Consider the following 19,410-nt stretch of genomic DNA (forward strand, 5'->3'; position numbering starts at 1 on the left):
ACTTGATTGAAAAAGTGGGAGCAGAACTGAGAAATATGATGACATGGCTTAAGAAATAGAAACTGGGTAGCAAGCCGCGAATTGGTTAATGCGTCGAAAGGTAGCCGCGGCTTTGCCGCGGCTACCAAGCTCATCAAGGAGGGCTTTCATTGATCTGGGTTAGATTTGTAGCCAAGGACCAAGTTTCTTATGGGCTCTTAGAAGGGCAAACTATCCGGCGAGTAAAGGGAGACCCGTACCAGGGGTTTGATACTACCGAAGAAACTTTTACTTTAGGGACAACCCAGTTGCTCTGCCCTTGCGTACCCACTAAAATCATTGCCATTGGGCTCAATTACGCCGATCACGCCCGTGAATCCAACCTAGAGATACCTAAAGAACCAGTGGTTTTTTTAAAAGCGCCTTCGGCTTTAATTGGACCCAAGCAGGATATTATTTATCCCCGCAACAGCAGGAAAGTCGAATATGAAGCTGAACTAGCAATAGTGATTGGTAAGCAGGCTAAACGGGTTAGCCAAGAGAAAGCCAGGGACTTTATCTTAGGTTATACGTGCGCTAACGATGTTTCCGCTCGAGATTGGCAATTTAGGGACGGGGGACAGTGGACTTTAGGCAAATCGTTTGACACCTTTGCACCCATTGGTCCTTGGATCAATAGCACAATTGATCCCTCTGATCTAGCCATTAAAAGTAAAGTCAACGGCGAGGTGAGGCAGGACTCTTCTACCCGAGAGATGATTTTTGGGGTCAACTTCTTGGTGAGCTTTTTATCCCAGGTAATGACGCTGGAGCCAGGGGATGTCATTCTAACTGGTACTCCCCCTGGGGTTGGGACCTTAAGGCCAGGAGACGAGGTTACCATAGAAATCGAAGGTCTTGGGGAGCTTACCAACCGAGTAGTTCCCGATGTTGGTTAGTCGGAGAAAAGTCCATCTGGAGGAACCGAAAATGACGCTATCCGGCAGCCGAAAAGTGGCTAGCATAGCAATACAAATGGCTATCAGTGAAAGCCGTGAAGAGGAAAACCGGTTGAAATCCAGGTTTCATGGGCAGGGGTTTAAAGTAGCAGCTGTTGATTATGGGGGCGACTTCATCAACTCAGCCAGTAAGATTGTGGAGCGGGCTGTAGTGGCTGCTAAGCGGGAAGGAGTGATACGGGAGACTCACGCTGACGAGGGAGCTGTGGCTGGCGCAACCAGGGAGGCTTTAAGCCAGGTAATGCCTAAAGCACTAGGGCTAAACGTTGGCGGCAAAATTGGCATTGCGCGGCAAGGAGACCATATTAGCGTAGCCATATTCTTTGGCATCGGTTTGTTACATTTAGATGAGGTGGCTATCGGGCTGGGACATCGTGCAGCTGCTTTACTGGCCAACCATGCAGCTGGGCCGTAATTGGGAATGAGGCCTCGTACGTTGAAGGCGTTAGGCTGCTAAATCTTGGTGAAGCGTTGGGGCTGGAAGCTGGACCTGGAGAAAATGCGTTTTTACGGAGGAGAATCGCTTGCTTCGTGGCATTAAGGGCGCTATCGGGGTTGAGGCTAATACCAAAGAAGCGATTGAGGCTGCAAGCGAACAGTTGCTAACAGCGATTATAAAGGCCAATCAAATAAACATAGACGATGTTGCCAGCGTTTTTTTCACTACTACCCCAGATCTAAACGCTGGTTTTCCTGCAGCTGCTGCCAGAAAACTTGGTTTTTCCCAGGTTCCCCTTATGGGGGCAGTAGAAATGTCTGTACCAGGAAGCCCCCCTAGAATCATAAGGGTAGTCTTGCATGTGAATACCTCTAAGCAGCAACGGGAAATGATCCATGTTTATTTAGGTCGAGCCAGACACTTGCGGCCAGATTTGTCGAATGGCAGTACGGTAGTAGGGTAGTAGGGTGTAGTAGGGCGGCACCAGGTTTGCTAACGGTTAGACTGGTAGCAACCTTGGCTAAGTTAGAGTCAAGTCGCAGTGAGGCAGGTTGGCAGAACGGAAGGGCTAAAGGCTAATGTGGCATGGCTAAATGCCCTCCCTTGCGGGAGGGATTTTTGTCTATCCATTTAGGCAATGAGTCTCATGAAGGTGTAAATGGAGGGGTAAGTATGATCGTAGTAATGGAACCAAGGGCTACCGCTGGCCAAGTTGAGGCAGTGAAGGCTAGGCTTCTTAAAGAAGGATTTCGGGTGCATGTATCGGAGGGTGTAGAACGAACCATCATAGGTGCCATTGGCGATAAGACTCGCTTGGCCGGCCAATCACTTGAAGCTATGCCGGGAGTAGAGAAAATCGTACCTATATTAAAACCGTTTAAACTGGCTGCTCGTGAGTTTAAGCCTGAGGACACGATAATCTCGCTAGGAACGGCCCAATTTGGAGGGGGCGTGATAGAAGTCATCGCTGGACCATGTGCCATTGAGACTGAGGAGCTGGCTATGGAAGCAGCAATGGCAGTCAAGGCTGCGGGAGCTAAATTGTTTCGTGGTGGAGCCTTTAAGCCACGTACCTCGCCTTATTCCTTCCAGGGGCTCGGGAAAGAGGGCTTGACTATTCTCAAGAGGGTTCGCGAAGAGACGGGGTTGTTGATCGTGACCGAGGTTATGGATGCCCGCGATGTGGAATTGGTAGGCGAATATGCTGATATCCTGCAGGTTGGTGCCCGCAACATGCAAAACTTCTTTTTACTTCGAGAGCTTGGCCAGCAGAGGCACCCGGTTCTTTTGAAACGTGGCCCATCGGCTACTATAGAAGAATGGATACTGGCTGCTGAATATGTGATGAGCGAGGGTAACAATAACGTGATTCTATGCGAGCGAGGGATCCGTACTTTCGAAAACTATACGCGGAATACTCTGGACTTGAGCGCTGTTGCCTTGGCCAAGCAACTCACTCATCTTCCAGTTGTTGTCGACCCTAGTCATGCTACCGGCAATTGGCGGTTGGTGACTCCTATGGCCCTGGCTGCCATAGCTGCCGGAGCAGATGGGCTGCTCATAGAGGTTCATCCCAGCCCAGAGACTGCATGGTCGGATGGACCCCAATCTCTTACCCCGAAGCACTTCCAAGATCTCATGGTAAAGGTAAGGGATGTTGCTAGCGCGGTTGGAAAAAGATGGAGGGAGAGAGTGAAATAATGCATGGTCGGACCTTAGGCTACCTTGGGCCGCCGGGCACATTTTCTGAGGAAGCCGCTCACCTTTTCATCAAGGCACAAGCTAGAAAAAGCCACGGGTGGCGGCTAGTTCCCTTGAGTAGCATTGACGAGATAGTTGAAGCAGTAGCCAGCGGAGACCTAGAAAAGGGCATTATTCCTTTGGAAAACTCCATTGAAGGCTCAATTAACGTAACCACCGATTGTATCATGAAACACCCAGAGATAAAGCTAGAGGGAGAAGTCATTGTTGATGTAGATCATTGCCTTGCGGTTAAACAGCACAGTAGCGATTCATCCGATCAATTCCGAGGCATAACCACGCTGTATTCGCACCCACAGGCACTGGCTCAGTGCAAAGGATACATCCAGCGGCGACTTCCCGGAGCTGAAATTAGATACGCTCCCAGTACGGCTGAAGCAGCTAGCCTGGTAGCTAGCGGAGGTGCTGACCTAGCAGCAATTTGTTCACCGTGGGCGGCCAGGGTCTATGGTTTAGACATTCTGGCTTATAAGATCCAAGATTATCCACTTAATCAGACCAGGTTTGGGGTGGTTGGCCTGGAATGTCCTACACCGACCGGGGACGATAAAACCTCCATCCTTTTTTCCTTAGAGGACTTTCCCGGTTCACTTTACCTGGTACTGGAAATATTCGCTAAAGCCGGTATCAACCTAACTCGAATTGAGTCTAGACCGGCCAGAGTTGGCATCGGAAAATACTATTTCCTGCTCGATTTTGTAGGCCATCGAGAAGATCCAGTAGTGTCCGAAGTTTTAAAAGAGGTACAAGGTCAAGTTACCTATTTGCGAGTCTTGGGATCATATCCTTGCTTTCGCTGGCAGGGTAGCCCGGCCAGAATGTCTGCCCTCGGACCACCTACTCATGCTCCCGAGCCTTTGGGTAAGGCTCAAACTGAAGCTGGCAGAGTTGCCGCCAAAATAGCTATCATTGGGCTAGGATTAATTGGTGGATCGCTGGGCCTAGCCCTCATGGAACAGCCATGCATTCGGGAGGTTATCGGTATAGACAGGGATGCCAGGGCAGTGGAGCAAGCATTGAAGCGGCAGGCAATACATAGGGGGTATCTACTAGATGAAGCAGAGGAAATCTTAAAAGGTGTAGATACTGTGTTCCTTGCCGTCCCAATCTCTGAGGTAAGAAAAACCCTGTCCTGGCTTTACCAATTTGTATCTAACGGTTGCCTTGTAACTGATGTTGCCAGCTGTAAAGAGGGGATAGTAAGTTTCGCTCGAACATTATCCTCAAATGCTGTTCCTTTTATCGGGGGACACCCTTTGGCCGGATCTGAGCAAAAGGGCATAGGGGCTGCCGATCGCTACCTCTTTGAAAACGCTGCCTATATTTTAACACCTTATTCCGACAGTCCACTCTGGGCCATTGAAAAGCTCACATCGATGATCCAATCCATTGGAGCTAGAGTTTTATTTATGTCTCCAGGGGAGCACGATCGGATTGTTGCTAGCATAAGCCACCTACCTCATGTGGTTGCCAGTGCCTTAGTAAATACCGCTGGGGGTAGACAAGACTCGGGTTCCAATGCCATAGCCCTAGCATCTGGAGGCTTCCGGGATACTACCAGGGTGGCCTCAAGCGATCCGGAACTTTGGGCAGGAATTATTTTGGAGAACCGCGAATATGTGCTAGAGGCTTTGGAACATTTCTGCCAAAACCTCGATCGAGTCCGAGGATGGCTGTTGTCTGCCGAGGGCGAATATTGCCGCCAGCACCTTTGTGATTGGTTGGCCCAAGCCCGGCACCTACGTGCTAGCATTCCGCGCCGATTACGCGGTCTTCTTCCTCAACAATTTGATGTAATTGCTGAGGTGCCAGATAAACCTGGTTGGATAGGGCTAATTGGCACCCTATTAGGTCAACATGGAATCAATATTGCGGATATCCAGGTATTGACTGTGCGTGAGGGAGAAGCAGGGTCGTTGAGGCTAAGTTTTGCCAAAGCTGAAGAAGCAGAGCAGGCCGAGGCAATTCTCAAGGCTGGTGGCGTCCGAGCTCGTTGTCGAGAGAAGAAAGGAGCATGACTTTTGGATATAGTTGTCCAACCAGCCCGCAAGTTACGAGGGACAATTATGGTCCCAGGCGATAAGTCAATCTCGCATAGGGCCGTCATAATAGGCTCCATTGCAGAGGGAAAAACAGAAATCACGGGCTTTTTACATGCCCAAGATTGCCTAGCCACCCTTACTTGCATGCGCCAATTAGGTGCCTCAATTGATTACGATCCAAGACACCAAAAGGTTACTATTGAAGGAAAGGGATTGGAAGGTCTCGAAGAACCCCAGGATGTCCTAGATGCTGGTAATTCTGGCACTACTGCTCGGCTATTGCTGGGGCTTCTGTCAGGACAGAGGTTTTTTTCTGTGATAACAGGAGACAACTCCTTGCGCCGTCGACCCATGGATAGAGTAACAATTCCGCTACGGGCCATGGGTGCCCGGCTGCAAGGCAGAGAGGGCGGAAAATGGCTTCCCGTATCCATCGAAGGTACTCGGCTGCATGGTATTAAGCACCGCCTTCGGGTTGCTAGTGCCCAGACAAAATCGGCATTGCTGCTTGCGGGGTTGTATTCTTCGGGCAGCACCGAGGTCCAACAACCGGCTTCTACTCGCGATCACACAGAGCGCCTACTGCAAGCTTTTGGAGCTCAAGTGGAGCAAAAGGGTAACTCCATAGCCGTGGTTGGTGGTTGCCGCTTGCAAGGGCAAAAAGTGGAAGTTCCTGGTGATATATCTTCAGCCGCTTTTTTCTTGGTTGCAGGTTGTCTGGTCCCCAAAAGTGAGATTATAGTCAGAGATGTGGGGGTCAACCCCAGCCGGACAGGCATTTTACGCATTCTGCAATCAATGGGTGCTGATATTGAGTTGTTTAATCGTTGCGAGAAATTAGAACCCACCAGTGACGTTGTAGTGCGCTCTAGTACGTTGAGAGCGGTAAACATTACTTCCGAAATGGTGCCTGATCTAATTGATGAGTTGCCAGTTATTGCTGTAGCCGCTTGTTTGGCTAGTGGTACTACTACTATTCGGGGGGCTTCAGAGCTACGGGTAAAAGAGAGCGATCGCTTGGCTGCTATTAGTTCAGAACTCTCGCGGCTGGGGGCCAAAATCCAAGAACTAGATGATGGACTCATCATCGAGGGTGTCCCCCGGTTACGCGGCGGGAGGGTGCGCAGCTTTGGTGATCACCGAATAGCGATGGCTTTGGCGATTGCCGGCATAGCCTGCGAATCGCCCGTAATTATTGAAGGCGCTGAGGCTGTGGATATATCTTTTCCAGACTTCTTTTGTACTTTGGAGTCTCTTCGATAGTGATGCAGAGTTTTCCCATTGTAAGGAGATGTCTATGTCGTTCAAGAATAGCATTGCCATTGATGGTCCAGCTGGGGCTGGAAAGAGCACGGCTGCCAAGCTTTTGGCTAAACAAGTTGGGTACGTTTACGTAGACACAGGAGCTATGTATAGGGCTCTTACTTACAAAGCCCTAAGCATAGGAGTAAGAATTGATGACGAGGAAAGCATCGAAACCATGGCAGCCGAAACTGAGCTGGAGATTAAGCCTTCCAATTGTGGAGCAAATACACGCATATTTTGCGATGGTTATGAAGTGACAGACCAGATCCGCTCGCCATTGGTATCTGGAAACGTATCGTTAATAGCCAGAATGGCGTCGGTACGACGACGCCTCCAGCGCTTACAAAGGGATATAGCCAGCCAGATGGATGTGGTTATGGATGGGCGAGATGTAGGCACAAGGGTGCTGCCCGAGGCGCGCTTCAAGTTTTTTTTAACTGCATCAGTTATAATAAGAGCTGAAAGAAGGTATAAAGAGTTACGCGGAACGGGGGAGCCTGTATCCTTGTGGGCAGTAAAGAAACAAGTGATAGCAAGGGATCTCTCTGATTCACTGCGTTTCCTAGATCCTTTGGTTCGGGCTCCTACAGCTGTGTTAATCGATTCTACAAACTTGGATATTGGTCAAGTAGTCGAGGTTATGGTTTCGCATGTATGTACCTGAAAGCGAGGTAAAGCATTGTTTTATCGCTTTGCAAGGTGGCTATTTAGTTTAGTTTTTCGCTATCTATGCCACTGGACAGTTGAGGGAAAGGAAAACCTTCCTACCCAAGGGCCAGTTATTATCGTTGCTAATCATGTCAGCAACTGGGATCCTATCGTTGTGGGGGTGGCCTTAGACCGCCAGGTACATTTTATGGCAAAGGAGGAGCTCTTTAGGGTACCCGTTTTCAGGTGGATTTTGGTTGCCTTGGGGGCTTTTTCGGTTGATCGATCTCGAGGCGACCTTGGGGCTATCAAAACAGCGCTGAGGTTGTTATTGCAGGGCAAGGTAGTAGGAATGTTTCCAGAGGGGAAGCGAAACCGGAGCCAAGACCTGTTACTGCCGTTTCAGTCCGGAGTAGCTTTACTGGCCCTTAAGACCAAAGCACCGGTAATACCAGTTGGCATTAATGGAAGCCGGAGGATCTTTTACCGAGGTTGGTTTAGGCCTTTTACTGTCCGAATAGGACCCCCTGTGAAGCTACCCGATATTGTTGGCAGGAAACCATCAGCAGGTGAACTAGCCACAGCTGTTCAATACATGGAACAAGCCGTAAGTTCGTTAATCGGTCTAAAGCCAAGTGAAAAGTCGGCTAATGTTGGTACATTTTCTGACTCTAAGTAGAAGGCTTGCAGGAATCCTCAATTTCATAACGAAACATTCACATTAAGTGTACCTGTTTTTTCGAAACGACAGTAGAAGTTGCTGGAGGCTTCAAATTGCAGGTTATAGTGGCACGTGGTTCCGGTTTTTGCTACGGAGTTAAGCGAGCAGTCCAATTGGCGGAAAATGCAATAAGTACTAGCGACAAGCCCATATATTCTTTAGGGCCATTAGTGCACAATCAGCAGATGGTGGAGTTCCTAAGGCAGAAAGGGCTCGAGCCTCGTGACAGTATTGATGAGCTGTCAGGGGGACGAGTAGTTATTCGCGCCCACGGGGTTTCACCATTAGTTTTTTTTGAGGCCGAGAGGCGGGGTTTGGAAGTTATTGATGCTACCTGTCCAAGGGTTAAAAAAGGCCAAAAGCTTGCTAGCAGCTTAGCCAATAGAGGTTATCCCGTACTTATAGTAGGAAGCTTATCCCACCCTGAGGTTCAAGCTTTGATTGGCTGGGCCAATGGCCAAGCTATCATAATTGAAAACCAACGAGAGACTGACAATCTGCCGCACTTGGAAAAGGCGGCTATTATAGCGCAGACTACCGAAAGCATAGATGTCTTTGCAGCGGTGGTTGAACAAATTAGGCGAAAGGTAGACTACTTATTAGTTTATAATACCATTTGCGAAGCTACATGGCGTCGCCAGAAGGCAGCTAGGGAACTGGCCAGACGAGTCGAGGCTATGGTTGTGGTTGGGGGGCATCAAAGCTCCAATACTACCCAACTGGCTCGCATCTGTTTACAAGCAGGCGTACCCACGTACCACGTTGAATCTGCCCAGGAGCTTCGTGGCCAGTGGTTTAAAGGACTTAATCGGGTTGGAGTGACAGCCGGCGCTTCAACACCAGAATGGATTATTGAGGAGGTAGTAACTCGCATGTCAGAACTTAACCAAGAAAACATCTTTGAGGCAGGTGGGGAGCACCAGGGTAGCGCCGGTTTGGCCGCGGAACCAGTTAGTGCATGTTCACCTCCAACTTCTTGCGATGACTCTCTAGTTGGTGAGCCTGAAAAACAGGCATCAAGCAATGATACAGTTGACAACGAAGAAAAAGGAGAGGGCGCTGCCCAGGAACAGTTAGAGAACCAAGACCAGATGGAAGCCCAACTGGCAGAAGGCGTGAAGGAAATCCGTAGGGGCGAGATAGTCACTGGTACTGTGGTACAAATTAATGAAAACGAAGTTTTGGTTGACGTGGGCGGTAAATCTGAGGGGATAATACCGCTTTCTGAGCTAAGCGCTAGGGGACAAGTTAGTCCTCGCGAGGTAGTACAAGTCGGAGACTCGATTGCGGTATACGTTCTTAAGGTTGAAAATGAAGAGGGCCACCCGATTCTTTCTAAGAAACGGGCTGACCGAGAAGTAGCATGGGAAAAACTTGAGGAGGCTTTCAAGAATCAAACTCGGCTCGAAGCTCCAGTGATTGAAGTAGTGAAAGGCGGACTTCTAGTGGATGTGGGGATTAAAGGGTTTGTTCCTGCATCACTAGTGGAGCGGGGCTATGTGGAAGACCTAAACTCGTATCTTGGTAAAAAGTTGCGGCTGAAAGTAATTGAGGTAGACCGCCGAAAGAACAAGGCGGTACTATCCCAAAAAGCAGTACTGGAAGAAGAGTTTGCCGAAAGGCGTAAGGAAACTTGGGATTCCCTCGCCGAGGGCCAGATCCGCCACGGGGTAGTCAGGCGCCTGACTAATTTTGGAGCTTTCATAGACATAGGGGCAGTCGATGGTTTGCTTCACGTATCGGAAATGTCTTGGGGAAGAGTTGAGCATCCTTCCGACCTTCTCCATGAGGGTCAGGAGGTTGATGTAAAAGTTCTCGAGGTTGACCGCGAACGAGGAAGAATATCTCTGGGAATGAAATATTTGCAACCAAACCCCTGGGATACTGCTGAAGAACGTTACCCCGTAGGATCGATTGTAAACGGAAAGGTATTGCGTACAGCCTCCTTTGGGGCTTTTGTGGAAGTTGAGCCGGGGATTGAAGGTCTAGTGCATATTTCTCAGTTGGCGGACTTTCATGTGGCTAAAACCGAAGATGTAGTCTCGGTAGGCGATGTCGTTTCCGTTAAGGTTCTGAGCGTAGACTCTAAGGCGCAAAGAATGAGCCTGAGCCTCCGGGAAGCCGGTAGAGCCTTGCCAGAAAAGGCTACAGAGGAACGTGAAGCTGCGATGAATACTCCCGCCAACCACAATACCAATGAGGGCGGGGTTAGATTGGGAGAGCTTTTTGGCGACTTATTTGAACAAAACAGCGGGCATTGACTGGGCGCATAGGCAGCTCCTAGGCCGGGTACTCTACAGGTAAGGGGTACCCGGCTTACTTATTTTAGGAGGCCAAACCATGTTCGGAATGCCCGTAGGGGCAGCTACGCTTATTGCCATATCAATTTTGATTTACCTCGGTTTAGCCCATAGGGTTCTAGATCGTATGCGCTTAACCGACCGACAGGCTTTGTGGGTATTGGGATTAATGGCGATTGGCAGTTTCATCAATCTCCCTCTTGGCTTCAGGAATCTTCGCATGGAAATCAACCTAGGAGGGGCAATTATACCTGTTGGAGTAGCTGTCTTTCTCGTGGCCACTGCTGGCAGTCGCTGGGAAGCAGCACGTGCTCTCGTGGCTACAGCAGGAACAAGTGTTGGTCTGTGGGTATTGAACCGGTACGTCCTTTTGCCTGACCCTTGGCACGGCGCGATAGCGGGGATTGATCCGGTGCTGGCTGACCCGATAATTGCCGGCGTAGTAGCTTTCCTATTGGGGCGTTCTCGGAGAGCTGCGTTCGTTGCCGCCACCATCGGCGTCCTTTTGCTGGACATATTTAATCTGGGTTGGCTTTTGCGCTCTGGATTGCCTGGGGTAGTTGCCATAGGTGGAGCTGGAGCATTTGATGCCATAGTAATTGCTGGTGTCATTTCTGTCTTGTTGGCTGAGACTGCTGGAGAACTAAGGGAGAGACTCCAAAGAGGAAATTGGGCACGTTACGAGCGCCTTCCCTTAAACGTACCTTCAAAAAAACCAACTACTAGTACCCATAACAACCCTAGCCTTAACAGCAAACCTATAAGACGGGGGTAAGTAGGAGTGGCCAAAACTTACCTTGCTTTAACAATTGGACTTCTTGCCTTTGGCGTTGGGTTGTTTAACTTTCAGGACCTAGGCCTTTGGACAGTTGGTCGCTACGAATCTGAACGTTCCGAGGGCTATTTTACAGTTATAGGTCCAGACGGAGAAGTGCTTGATAAAACTGCTAGGTACGTATATGCTGGGGACGAGCTGATAGCTGAGAACAACTATAGGTACCGCATTAAAAGAATAACTGGAGACGTAGCTCAATGCGAGCTAGTTGGCTACGAGGAACAGCTGACGCCAAGCCTGGCCGCTGCCAATACCCCGGTTGGAGGGCAGTCTCGCAAATTAGTGGCCATATATCACACTCATAGCGACGAGTCCTATGTTCCTACTGATGGCAGCGAAAGTATACCTGCTGACGGTGGTATCATTAAGGTAGGCGATGTTCTTGCCCAGACCTTAATGAGCCAAGGTATCAAGGTGGCTCACGATACTAGGCCTCATGAACCACACGATTCCGACGCCTACAGGCGCTCAAGGCGTACAGCCTTTCAACTATTGACCCAAGGACCTTCGGCTCTTATTGACGTTCACCGAGATGGGGTACCGGATGCAGAGTTTTACCGTACTAACATACGAGGCCAAGCGGCAACAAAAATCCGGCTGGTGGTGGGACGGCAAAATCAAAACATGGAGGCCAATTTGGCCTTTGCCAAACAGATCAAGGCTTACATGGATGAGCGATACCCAGGATTAATCCGCGGTATCTTTTTGGGGCAGGGCAGTTACAACCAGGATTTATCTCCTCGTTCTATCCTTATCGAGGTGGGAACCTATACCAACAGCCGCGACAGGGCACAAACTGGCGCCGCCTTCTTCGGGGAAGCTTTGGCAGCTGTTCTGGGAGCTGGCCCGGCTACAACTAGAGCATTACCCCAGCTACAGTCAGCACAGAGTAGGAGCGATTGGGGTAGTGTGATAGCTATCATCGCCGCTCTTATTGTGGGAAGCCTAGCTTTCTTGCTGGTCAGCACTGGAAGCTGGCGCCTAGGGTGGCAAAAGCTGCGCCAGTTCTTTTCCGTAGAGTGGGCAAATTTAATGGCGGTTAGCCGTAAACCGTTGCCTAAACCTCACCTCATTTGCAAGCCAATTGCCAGCGGACGACATTATTATCCGAAGCCAAAACCCGCGAAAGATGCAAAAAACCAAGTCAACCAACGGCTGATTCTTGACCCTAAAAACCATCGCAAATAGCTCGTTCACGCCTGAGGCTCTTGGCGCTTTCAACCCTCCTGGTGTATTCCTTTGATAAAAAAGTTATTGATACATTGATATAATGTCAGTGGGTATACCTCGATGTGCAGGTCGGAGCGAGGGGAAGGCATGAAGCAGCCGGTTGTCGCAATTGTGGGTCGTCCAAACGTAGGCAAGTCCACCATACTAAATCGTCTGGCAGGAAAAAGACTAGCTCTGGTTAACGATGAACCCGGAGTCACCAGAGACCGCATCTATCACAGCATTGAGCACAAAGGGTTTAGATTTACCCTAGTTGATACCGGGGGTTTGGATTTAGCCCCGTCGGATGATCCTCTAAGAACGCTGGTAGAAGAACAGAGTAGAAAGGCCGTAGAAGAAGCCGATCTAATTCTACTGGTGGTAGAAGGCACGCACGGACCGACCCTTGGTGATTGGCGATTGGCCGAGGAACTACGTAGTTCAAACAAGCCAGTCCTGGTCGTTGTCAACAAGCTCGATAGCGTTGATGATTTTCACTTGGCTTATGATTTCTATCAGCTGGGGTTGGGGGAGCCTATTCCTGTATCTGGATTGTACGGATTGAATGTCGGGTATCTTTGCGACAAATTGGTGGACTGCTTAAAGCAAAACCAGGGAGAAGAGGAAGGGGGTATAGCGAGGGAGGAAGCTGTCAAAGTTGCTTTAATTGGCCGACCCAATGTCGGCAAATCTTCCCTCTTTAATCGGCTTGTAGGTGAAGAACGGGCGATAGTCAGCGATCTTCCTGGCACAACCAGAGATGCTATTGATACTCTAGTCAGAGTGAATGACAAGACCTACCGTTTTGTTGATACGGCAGGTATTCGCAGGAAAACCCGAGTAAGACCTGGTTTAGAACAATATAGTTCCATGCGCTCATTTACCTCCATTAAGCGTTCGGATGTAGTAGTCATGGTTGCTGATGCCCAGGAAGGCATAACTAGCCAAGACAATCGGTTGATCAACTACATCGCCCAACGTGCTGGTAAAGGGATAGTGTTGGCTGCAAACAAATGCGATTTGCTGGATCCCCAGGTAGTTAAAACCTTTCCCCCTTCTCTGTTACGCTTTATTCCCATAATCCTAACCTCGGCACGGACCGGTTTCGGCATCGCTAGCATCCTTAAAAACGTGGACATGGTATATTCCCAGTGGCGCAAATCTATACCTACGCCAGCACTGAATTCTGTCCTTCGGGAAGCTGTATCTCGCAAAGCCTTACCCCTTTACCGAGGAAAGAAGGTCCGGCTACTGTATGCGTCTCAGGTCGGTACATCGCCACCCCGGTTTTTGTTTTTTGCCAATTACCCACAGGGAATCCCACTTGCCTACCGTCGTTACTTGGAAAATCAGTTGCGTAAGGAATTTGGGTTTATAGGTAGTCCCATTTGGTTTGAATTTCGGGCCCAAAGTTAGCCAGTTGTGGTAACCTATGCGTTAGAAAGGATGAAACCATGAGCTGGTCATTGTGTTTAATCTTCAGTTACATACTTGGTGCCGTTCCATTTGGCTATCTAGTCGGCCGTTACCTGGGAACTGACATTCGCAAATTTGGTAGTGGCAACATAGGCACCACCAACGCTTTTCGAGTTCTGGGCGCGGGTCCAGGGTTGGTTGTCCTTTTCGGCGATGTGGCTAAAGGGGTTATTCCTGTCTTACTGGGGAGCCGGGTAGGTGGACCAACCTTAGCGGTTTTAGCCGGGATCCTAGCAGTTATTGGGCACAACTGGCCCATCTTTTTGAAGTTCCGAGGTGGAAGGGGAGTGGCGACAGGGGCAGGAATGTTGATTGCTCTGGCTCCGCTTGTTACCCTGATCTGCTTTTCAGTATGGATTGTGGTCGTATTGACAACTAGGTACGTTTCTCTTGGATCTATTGTTGCTGCCTGCAGTGCTCCCATCGTAATGTTATTGCTGCACCAGCCTTGGCAGTTTGTTCTGGTAACAATACTACTGGCTTTAGTCATAGTTTGGCGTCACCGGCCAAACCTAAAGAGGCTGTTGGCAGGAACTGAGTATAAGTTAGGGGATCGGGTCGGGAAAAGCAACTAGCGAGAGGGGAAGCCATGCAAAGGTCGATTGCTGTTCTGGGGGCAGGGGGATGGGGAACGGCGCTTGCGCTTCTGTTAGCTGAGAAGAAGTACAAGGTGACGTTGTGGGCGCGCCGGCCAAGCTTTGCGGATAGACTCGCGTCTGTACGTGAAAATCAGGACTACTTGCCTGGTATCCGTTTGCCCAACAGCATTCAAATAACTAGTGATCTAGAACGTGCCGTTTACGGCTGCGATGTATTAATCCTGGCAGTTCCTTCCATGGGAGTTCGCTCCATAGCTCGGCGAATTAGCACCTTAGTTCACAGAAACCAAATCATAGTAAATGCTGCTAAAGGATTGGAACCAGATAGCCTATGCCGGCTGAGCCAGGTCATTGCGGCAGAGTTAGGCTCAGCATATGAGGATCGTATTGTTGCCTTATCCGGCCCTACCCATGCAGAAGAAGTCTCTCGACACATGTTCACTGCTGCTGTGGTTAGCGGAACAGGCTGGTCCTCGGTTGAACTAGCCCAAGATGTGCTTATGGCCCCCTTTTTCCGGATATATACGAATCCCGATTTAACTGGAGTAGAAGTTGCCGGAGCCCTAAAAAACGTCATCGCCCTAGGTGCCGGGATATTGGAAGGCTTGGGATTGGGTGACAATAGTAAGGCAGCCTTGATAACTAGGGGTTTAGCAGAAATGGCTAGGTTAGGTGTAGCCTTAGGCGCCAATCCTGCAACATTTGCCGGGCTAGCAGGCTTGGGAGATTTGGTAGCGACTTGCACTAGCCCGCATAGCCGTAACCGACGAGCCGGGATAGCTTTGGGGCAAGGAAAACCATTACAGGCGATACTGGATGCGAGCCCTATGGTTATTGAGGGCATTCCCGCTACCTCGGCAGCTTGGAAAATGGCTCAAGAGTACGGTGTCGATATGCCTATCACTGAACAGGTCCACAGGATCATTTTTGAAAACCAGAAGCCCGAACGCAGTTTGGCCTTACTCATGGGCAGACCCAAAAAAGGTGAGTTTTTCTAGCCTGGATGCGCTTTAGAGTAATAATGCCGGTATGCTTTCATATAAATATATTGCTAATCTAACCCGACTGAAACCAAGCTATACGGGGTAATTCACTCACGGCAAGGAGAGAGGAGGGAAGTCGAGATCAATGGAACCGTATGATATTTTTCAGGATATCGCTGAACGTACCGGTGGCGACATTTACTTAGGTGTAGTTGGGCCGGTACGTTCAGGAAAGTCAACTTTCATTCGGCGCTTTATGGAGTTACTAGTAATACCCAATATAGAAAACCCGCACGAGCGCGATAGGGCTAAAGATGAACTACCTCAAGGCGGAGCTGGGCGAACCATTATGACCACCGAGCCTAAGTTCATACCTAATGAAGCTGTAGAGATCGTGGTTAAGGAAGGCCTGAAAATGCGCGTGCGAGTGGTGGATTGCGTCGGTTACTCGGTAGAAGGAGCAACTGGGTATGCGGACGAACTTGGTCCCCGGATGGTTCGGACACCGTGGTTTGAAAATGAAATCCCTTTTCAGGAAGCAGCTGAGATTGGCACCAGAAAAGTAATAGCTGATCATTCCACCATTGGAATTGTAGTGACTACCGATGGAAGCATCACCGAAATACCTCGCGAAAATTATGTGGATGCAGAAGAAAGGGTGGTCTGGGAACTCAAAGAGCTACAAAAACCGTTTGTCGTCCTATTAAACTCCGCTCATCCTTTCCATGAAGATACCATGCAACTTGGCCAGGAACTGGAAGTCAAATATAATGTACCGGTCTTGGCGGTTAATTGTGCCCAGATGGACGAGGATGATTTCCTAAATGTCCTGGAAGAGGTTTTGTATGAGTTTCCGGTAACTGAAGTGAATGTTGAATTTCCTAAGTGGGTAGAGGAGTTGCCTGCTGATCATTGGTTAAGGTCTCGCTGTGAAAATGCAGTGAGTGAGGCTGTCCAAGAAGTAAGACGCCTCAGAGAAATAGACCACGTTGTTTCCAGCTTGTCTGCCCATGATTTCGTTGATAAGGTTGCCTTACGAGAAATGAAGCTTGGCAGCGGTTCAGCCACTATCGACATGAGCATCCAGGAAAAATTGTACTATGAAGCAATCAAAGATGTGAGCGGCTTCTTAGTAGAGGGGCAGCATGATATCGTACGCCTCCTAAGAGACCTTAGCGAGGTCAAACGGGAATATGATAAGGTAGCGTATGGGTTGCAAGAAGTGAAAGCCACAGGGTATGGGATGGTATCACCAGCTTTAGATGAAATTGAATTGGAAGAACCGGAATTAATTCGGCAAGGTAGCCGCTTCGGGGTTCGATTGAAGGCCAGTGCACCTTCATATCACTTCATTAAAGCCAATATCGCTACCGAGATCACGCCTATCATTGGCACCGAAAAGCAGTGCGAAGAATTGGTGCAGTATATGCTGGATGAGTTTGAAGAAAACCCCCAAAAAATCTGGAACACGAACATATTCGGCAAACCCCTTCACGACCTCATCAGGGAGGGTATTCAGGGCAAGCTCTACAGAATGCCAGAACACGCGCAAGTAAAGCTCCAGGAGACCCTGCAACGTATAGTAAATGAGGGAAGTGGGGGATTGATCTGTATAATTATCTAAGAGAGACCTGGTTCATAGCCCTGGGCTACTAGCATTTACCTGCCATTTCCCCTTTATCATAGGGGATTTTTTTTGATACAGTGAAGGATAAGGGTATTAATAGTCGAATAGCATACGGATGGCTGAACAAGGAGGTCTACGTATTGGCTAAAGAAACAATTTATATTGGCCTTTTAGGCTTTGGCACCGTAGGTTCAGGGGTTTTTCAGTTACTGCAGGACAACAGTGAAATCATAGCCATGAAGGTGGGCCGGAGGATAGAGGTCAAACGCATCCTAGTAAGCACTTTGGAGAAACCCCGTCCTGCTTCAAGTGCCTTCTCCATTCTGACTACTGACCCGGCAAATATTCTTGAGGACCCGTCTATTGATGTTGTGGTAGAAGTAATGGGTGGCATAACCCCTTCCAAGGAATACATCCTGGCTGCCCTCAAGGCGGGAAAAACTGTGGTGACAGCCAATAAGGATATAATGGCTAGTTATGGCAAGGAGCTATTTGATGCTTCGCAGCTCCATGGGGCTGACATCCTATTTGAAGCTAGCGTCGGTGGCGGCATACCAATCATTCATGCTTTAAAAGAGAGCCTAGCTGGTAATCGCATTAAGTCTATTATGGGGATAGTAAACGGAACTACTAACTATATCCTTACCCAAATGAGCCGAGAGGGAAAAGATTATGGACAAGCCCTCAAAGAAGCTCAAAAATTAGGATATGCTGAGAGCAATCCCGAGGCTGATGTAGAGGGACGCGATGCGGCTAGAAAGTTGGCCATCCTGGCTTCTATTGGCTTTTCATCCAGGGTAACTTACGAACAGGTATATGCTGAGGGTATCACTCGAGTTACTCCGGAAGATATCGCCTATGCTCATGAATTGGGGTATACCATCAAGCTGTTGGCGATTGCTAGGGAAGTAGAGGGTGAAATTGAGGCTAGGGTGCACCCTGTACTTATTCCCGTAAACCATCCGCTAGCCAGTATAAATGATGAGTACAACGCCATTTTTGTTGAAGGTGATGCCGTGGGACCGGCTATGTTTTATGGAAAAGGAGCGGGTCGGTTTCCTACTGCTAGCGCAGTGGTTGGGGATATCATCATGGCAGCTAGAGACATAGTTCATGGAGTCAAGGGACGGATAAGCTGCACCTGCTTTAACAATAAACGGGTCAAGGCAATCGAAGAAATTGAGACCAAATACTATCTACGTTTGACGGTCACAGATCAGCCAGGGGTACTAGCGGGTATTGCTGGGGTATTTGGTAACCAAAAAGTGAGCCTAGCTTCGGTGATTCAAAAGCGAACCCGGGGTAGTCTGGCGGAAATCGTCCTGGTAACGCATAAAGTATGCGAGGCCAACATTAGAGAGGCTCTCAGGGTGATCGAGAAGCTTCCCACAATTAGCTCTATCGACAACGTAATAAGAGTTGAGGAAGGAGAAAACGCATGAATTGGCCAGGAGTCCTTACAGCCTTTCGCGAATACTTGCCAATTACTGATTCTACCCCTCTTATCACCCTTAAAGAAGGCGGTACGCCACTGATAAAATCAGAAGCCTTGTCTAAAGAAGTAGGATGCAATGTTTACTTAAAGTTTGAGGGTATGAATCCAACTGGGTCTTTTAAGGATAGGGGCATGGTAATGGCAGTGGCCAAAGCCCTAGAAAGTGGTTCCAAAGCCATAATGTGTGCTTCGACTGGCAATACTGCCGCTGCCGCTGCCGCTTATGGAGCCCTGTGCAATTTGAAGTGCACTGTTCTCATTCCTGAGGGTAAAATTGCTATGGGTAAATTGGCTCAAGCTTTAATCTACGGGGCTCAGGTGGTTGCTGTCCAGGGCAACTTTGATGATGCCCTCAAACTGGTTAAAGATGTTACCTCTAATTATCCAATTACCTTAGTGAATTCCCTTAACCCCTATCGACTAGAAGGTCAAAAAACAGCAGCTTTCGAGGTTTGTGACCAGTTAGGCGGCTGTCCTGATTATCTGGCGTTGCCGGTTGGCAACGCGGGCAACATAACTGCTTATTGGAAAGGGTTCAAAGAGTATTTTTCTGTCAAGAAAACGGCGGCAAAACCAAAGATGCTGGGCTTTCAAGCAGAGGGCGCAGCTCCTATCGTATTGGGACACCCGATTGAGAGTCCACAGACAGTTGCTACCGCGATTCGCATTGGTAACCCGGCTAGCTGGGCTGGGGCTGTTAATGCAGCTCAAGAATCGGGCGGCTTCATTGATACCGTTTCCGATGCTGAAATTCTTGCTGCCCAGCGCAAATTAGCTTCCACTAGTGGGGTTTTTTGCGAACCGGCCTCGGCTGCTCCGGTCGCAGGTATACTTAAACATGCCGCCAAAGGGCTCTTCAGCCGCCTAGACAACGTAGTCTGTGTTCTTACTGGCCACGGCCTCAAGGATCCTGACACTGCTATCTCCATGGCGCGCGAGCCTATTGTGATCCCTGCCTCCAAGGAAGCAGTGCTGGATGTTGTCTTTAGCTAG

The 19,410-nt window shown here is 49.1% G+C and carries 17 protein-coding genes; all 17 read left to right on the plus strand.

Annotation, left to right across the window (positions count from 1 at the left end; all coding sequences use genetic code 11):
* The first annotated feature begins 149 nt into the window (after positions 1-149).
* The 17 genes from H5U02_03715 to H5U02_03795 all read left to right on the plus strand — a co-directional run bounded on the left by H5U02_03715 (position 150) and on the right by H5U02_03795 (position 19,410).
* Complete coding sequence (locus H5U02_03715; protein MBC7341545.1) at positions 150-917, plus strand: fumarylacetoacetate hydrolase family protein; 768 nt, start codon at positions 150-152, stop codon at positions 915-917.
* 31 nt (positions 918-948) lie between these two features.
* Positions 949-1,392 (plus strand): HutP family protein, encoded by a 444-nt coding sequence (locus H5U02_03720; protein MBC7341546.1) that lies wholly within the window; start codon positions 949-951, stop codon positions 1,390-1,392.
* 109 nt (positions 1,393-1,501) lie between these two features.
* Entirely contained in the window at positions 1,502-1,879 is a 378-nt protein-coding gene (gene aroH, locus H5U02_03725) for a chorismate mutase (protein ID MBC7341547.1), read from the plus strand.
* A gap of 209 nt (positions 1,880-2,088) precedes the next feature.
* Positions 2,089-3,117, plus strand: coding sequence for a 3-deoxy-7-phosphoheptulonate synthase (gene aroF / locus H5U02_03730; GenBank protein MBC7341548.1), 1,029 nt, complete (start codon positions 2,089-2,091; stop codon positions 3,115-3,117).
* Positions 3,117-5,195: a prephenate dehydratase gene (gene pheA, locus H5U02_03735; GenBank protein ID MBC7341549.1), complete on the plus strand. Its 2,079-nt coding sequence runs from the start codon at positions 3,117-3,119 to the stop codon at positions 5,193-5,195. Before aroF ends, pheA begins: the two co-directional genes overlap by 1 nt.
* A 3-nt stretch (positions 5,196-5,198) precedes the next feature.
* On the plus strand, positions 5,199-6,482 hold the full coding sequence (gene aroA / locus H5U02_03740) for a 3-phosphoshikimate 1-carboxyvinyltransferase (GenBank protein ID MBC7341550.1): 1,284 nt from the start codon (positions 5,199-5,201) through the stop codon (positions 6,480-6,482).
* 34 nt (positions 6,483-6,516) lie between these two features.
* Positions 6,517-7,188 carry a (d)CMP kinase gene (locus tag H5U02_03745; protein ID MBC7341551.1) on the plus strand — a complete coding sequence of 224 codons (672 nt, stop codon included), beginning with the start codon at positions 6,517-6,519 and terminating at the stop codon, positions 7,186-7,188.
* A 15-nt stretch (positions 7,189-7,203) separates the two neighbouring features.
* Positions 7,204-7,851, plus strand: coding sequence for a 1-acyl-sn-glycerol-3-phosphate acyltransferase (locus H5U02_03750; protein MBC7341552.1), 648 nt, complete (start codon positions 7,204-7,206; stop codon positions 7,849-7,851).
* A gap of 95 nt (positions 7,852-7,946) precedes the next feature.
* On the plus strand, positions 7,947-10,154 hold the full coding sequence (locus tag H5U02_03755; protein MBC7341553.1) for a bifunctional 4-hydroxy-3-methylbut-2-enyl diphosphate reductase/30S ribosomal protein S1: 2,208 nt from the start codon (positions 7,947-7,949) through the stop codon (positions 10,152-10,154).
* A 79-nt stretch (positions 10,155-10,233) separates the two neighbouring features.
* Positions 10,234-10,968 carry a DUF1614 domain-containing protein gene (locus H5U02_03760; protein MBC7341554.1) on the plus strand — a complete coding sequence of 245 codons (735 nt, stop codon included), beginning with the start codon at positions 10,234-10,236 and terminating at the stop codon, positions 10,966-10,968.
* A gap of 6 nt (positions 10,969-10,974) precedes the next feature.
* Positions 10,975-12,216 (plus strand): stage II sporulation protein P, encoded by a 1,242-nt coding sequence (locus H5U02_03765; GenBank protein ID MBC7341555.1) that lies wholly within the window; start codon positions 10,975-10,977, stop codon positions 12,214-12,216.
* A 129-nt stretch (positions 12,217-12,345) separates the two neighbouring features.
* Positions 12,346-13,653, plus strand: a complete 1,308-nt coding sequence (der, locus tag H5U02_03770) for a ribosome biogenesis GTPase Der (GenBank protein MBC7341556.1) — start codon at positions 12,346-12,348, stop codon at positions 13,651-13,653.
* A gap of 38 nt (positions 13,654-13,691) precedes the next feature.
* Entirely contained in the window at positions 13,692-14,288 is a 597-nt protein-coding gene (gene plsY / locus H5U02_03775; GenBank protein ID MBC7341557.1) for a glycerol-3-phosphate 1-O-acyltransferase PlsY, read from the plus strand.
* Between the two features lie 14 nt (positions 14,289-14,302).
* Positions 14,303-15,310: an NAD(P)H-dependent glycerol-3-phosphate dehydrogenase gene (locus tag H5U02_03780; GenBank protein MBC7341558.1), complete on the plus strand. Its 1,008-nt coding sequence runs from the start codon at positions 14,303-14,305 to the stop codon at positions 15,308-15,310.
* Between the two features lie 130 nt (positions 15,311-15,440).
* On the plus strand, positions 15,441-16,919 hold the full coding sequence (gene spoIVA, locus H5U02_03785) for a stage IV sporulation protein A (protein MBC7341559.1): 1,479 nt from the start codon (positions 15,441-15,443) through the stop codon (positions 16,917-16,919).
* A gap of 143 nt (positions 16,920-17,062) precedes the next feature.
* Positions 17,063-18,364, plus strand: coding sequence for a homoserine dehydrogenase (locus H5U02_03790; protein MBC7341560.1), 1,302 nt, complete (start codon positions 17,063-17,065; stop codon positions 18,362-18,364).
* Positions 18,361-19,410, plus strand: a complete 1,050-nt coding sequence (locus H5U02_03795; GenBank protein ID MBC7341561.1) for a threonine synthase — start codon at positions 18,361-18,363, stop codon at positions 19,408-19,410. The genes H5U02_03790 and H5U02_03795 overlap by 4 nt, the downstream gene beginning before the upstream one ends.

The sequence above is a fragment of the Clostridia bacterium genome, assembly GCA_014360065.1.
Classification (GTDB): Bacteria; Bacillota; DSM-521; order Neomoorellales; family JACIYF01; genus JACIYF01.

Excerpts from the sequence above, each read along its gene's own strand:
- spoIVA (MBC7341559.1), top strand. The coding sequence starts at position 15,441 with ATGGAACCGTATGATATTTTTCAGGATATCGCTGAACGTACCGGTGGC.
- H5U02_03780 (MBC7341558.1), top strand. The coding sequence starts at position 14,303 with ATGCAAAGGTCGATTGCTGTTCTGGGGGCAGGGGGATGGGGAACGGCG.
- H5U02_03745 (MBC7341551.1), top strand. The coding sequence starts at position 6,517 with ATGTCGTTCAAGAATAGCATTGCCATTGATGGTCCAGCTGGGGCTGGA.
- aroF (MBC7341548.1), top strand. The coding sequence starts at position 2,089 with ATGATCGTAGTAATGGAACCAAGGGCTACCGCTGGCCAAGTTGAGGCA.
- H5U02_03720 (MBC7341546.1), top strand. The coding sequence starts at position 949 with ATGACGCTATCCGGCAGCCGAAAAGTGGCTAGCATAGCAATACAAATG.
- der (MBC7341556.1), top strand. The coding sequence starts at position 12,346 with ATGAAGCAGCCGGTTGTCGCAATTGTGGGTCGTCCAAACGTAGGCAAG.
- pheA (MBC7341549.1), top strand. The coding sequence starts at position 3,117 with ATGCATGGTCGGACCTTAGGCTACCTTGGGCCGCCGGGCACATTTTCT.
- H5U02_03760 (MBC7341554.1), top strand. The coding sequence starts at position 10,234 with ATGTTCGGAATGCCCGTAGGGGCAGCTACGCTTATTGCCATATCAATT.
- H5U02_03795 (MBC7341561.1), top strand. The coding sequence starts at position 18,361 with ATGAATTGGCCAGGAGTCCTTACAGCCTTTCGCGAATACTTGCCAATT.
- plsY (MBC7341557.1), top strand. The coding sequence starts at position 13,692 with ATGAGCTGGTCATTGTGTTTAATCTTCAGTTACATACTTGGTGCCGTT.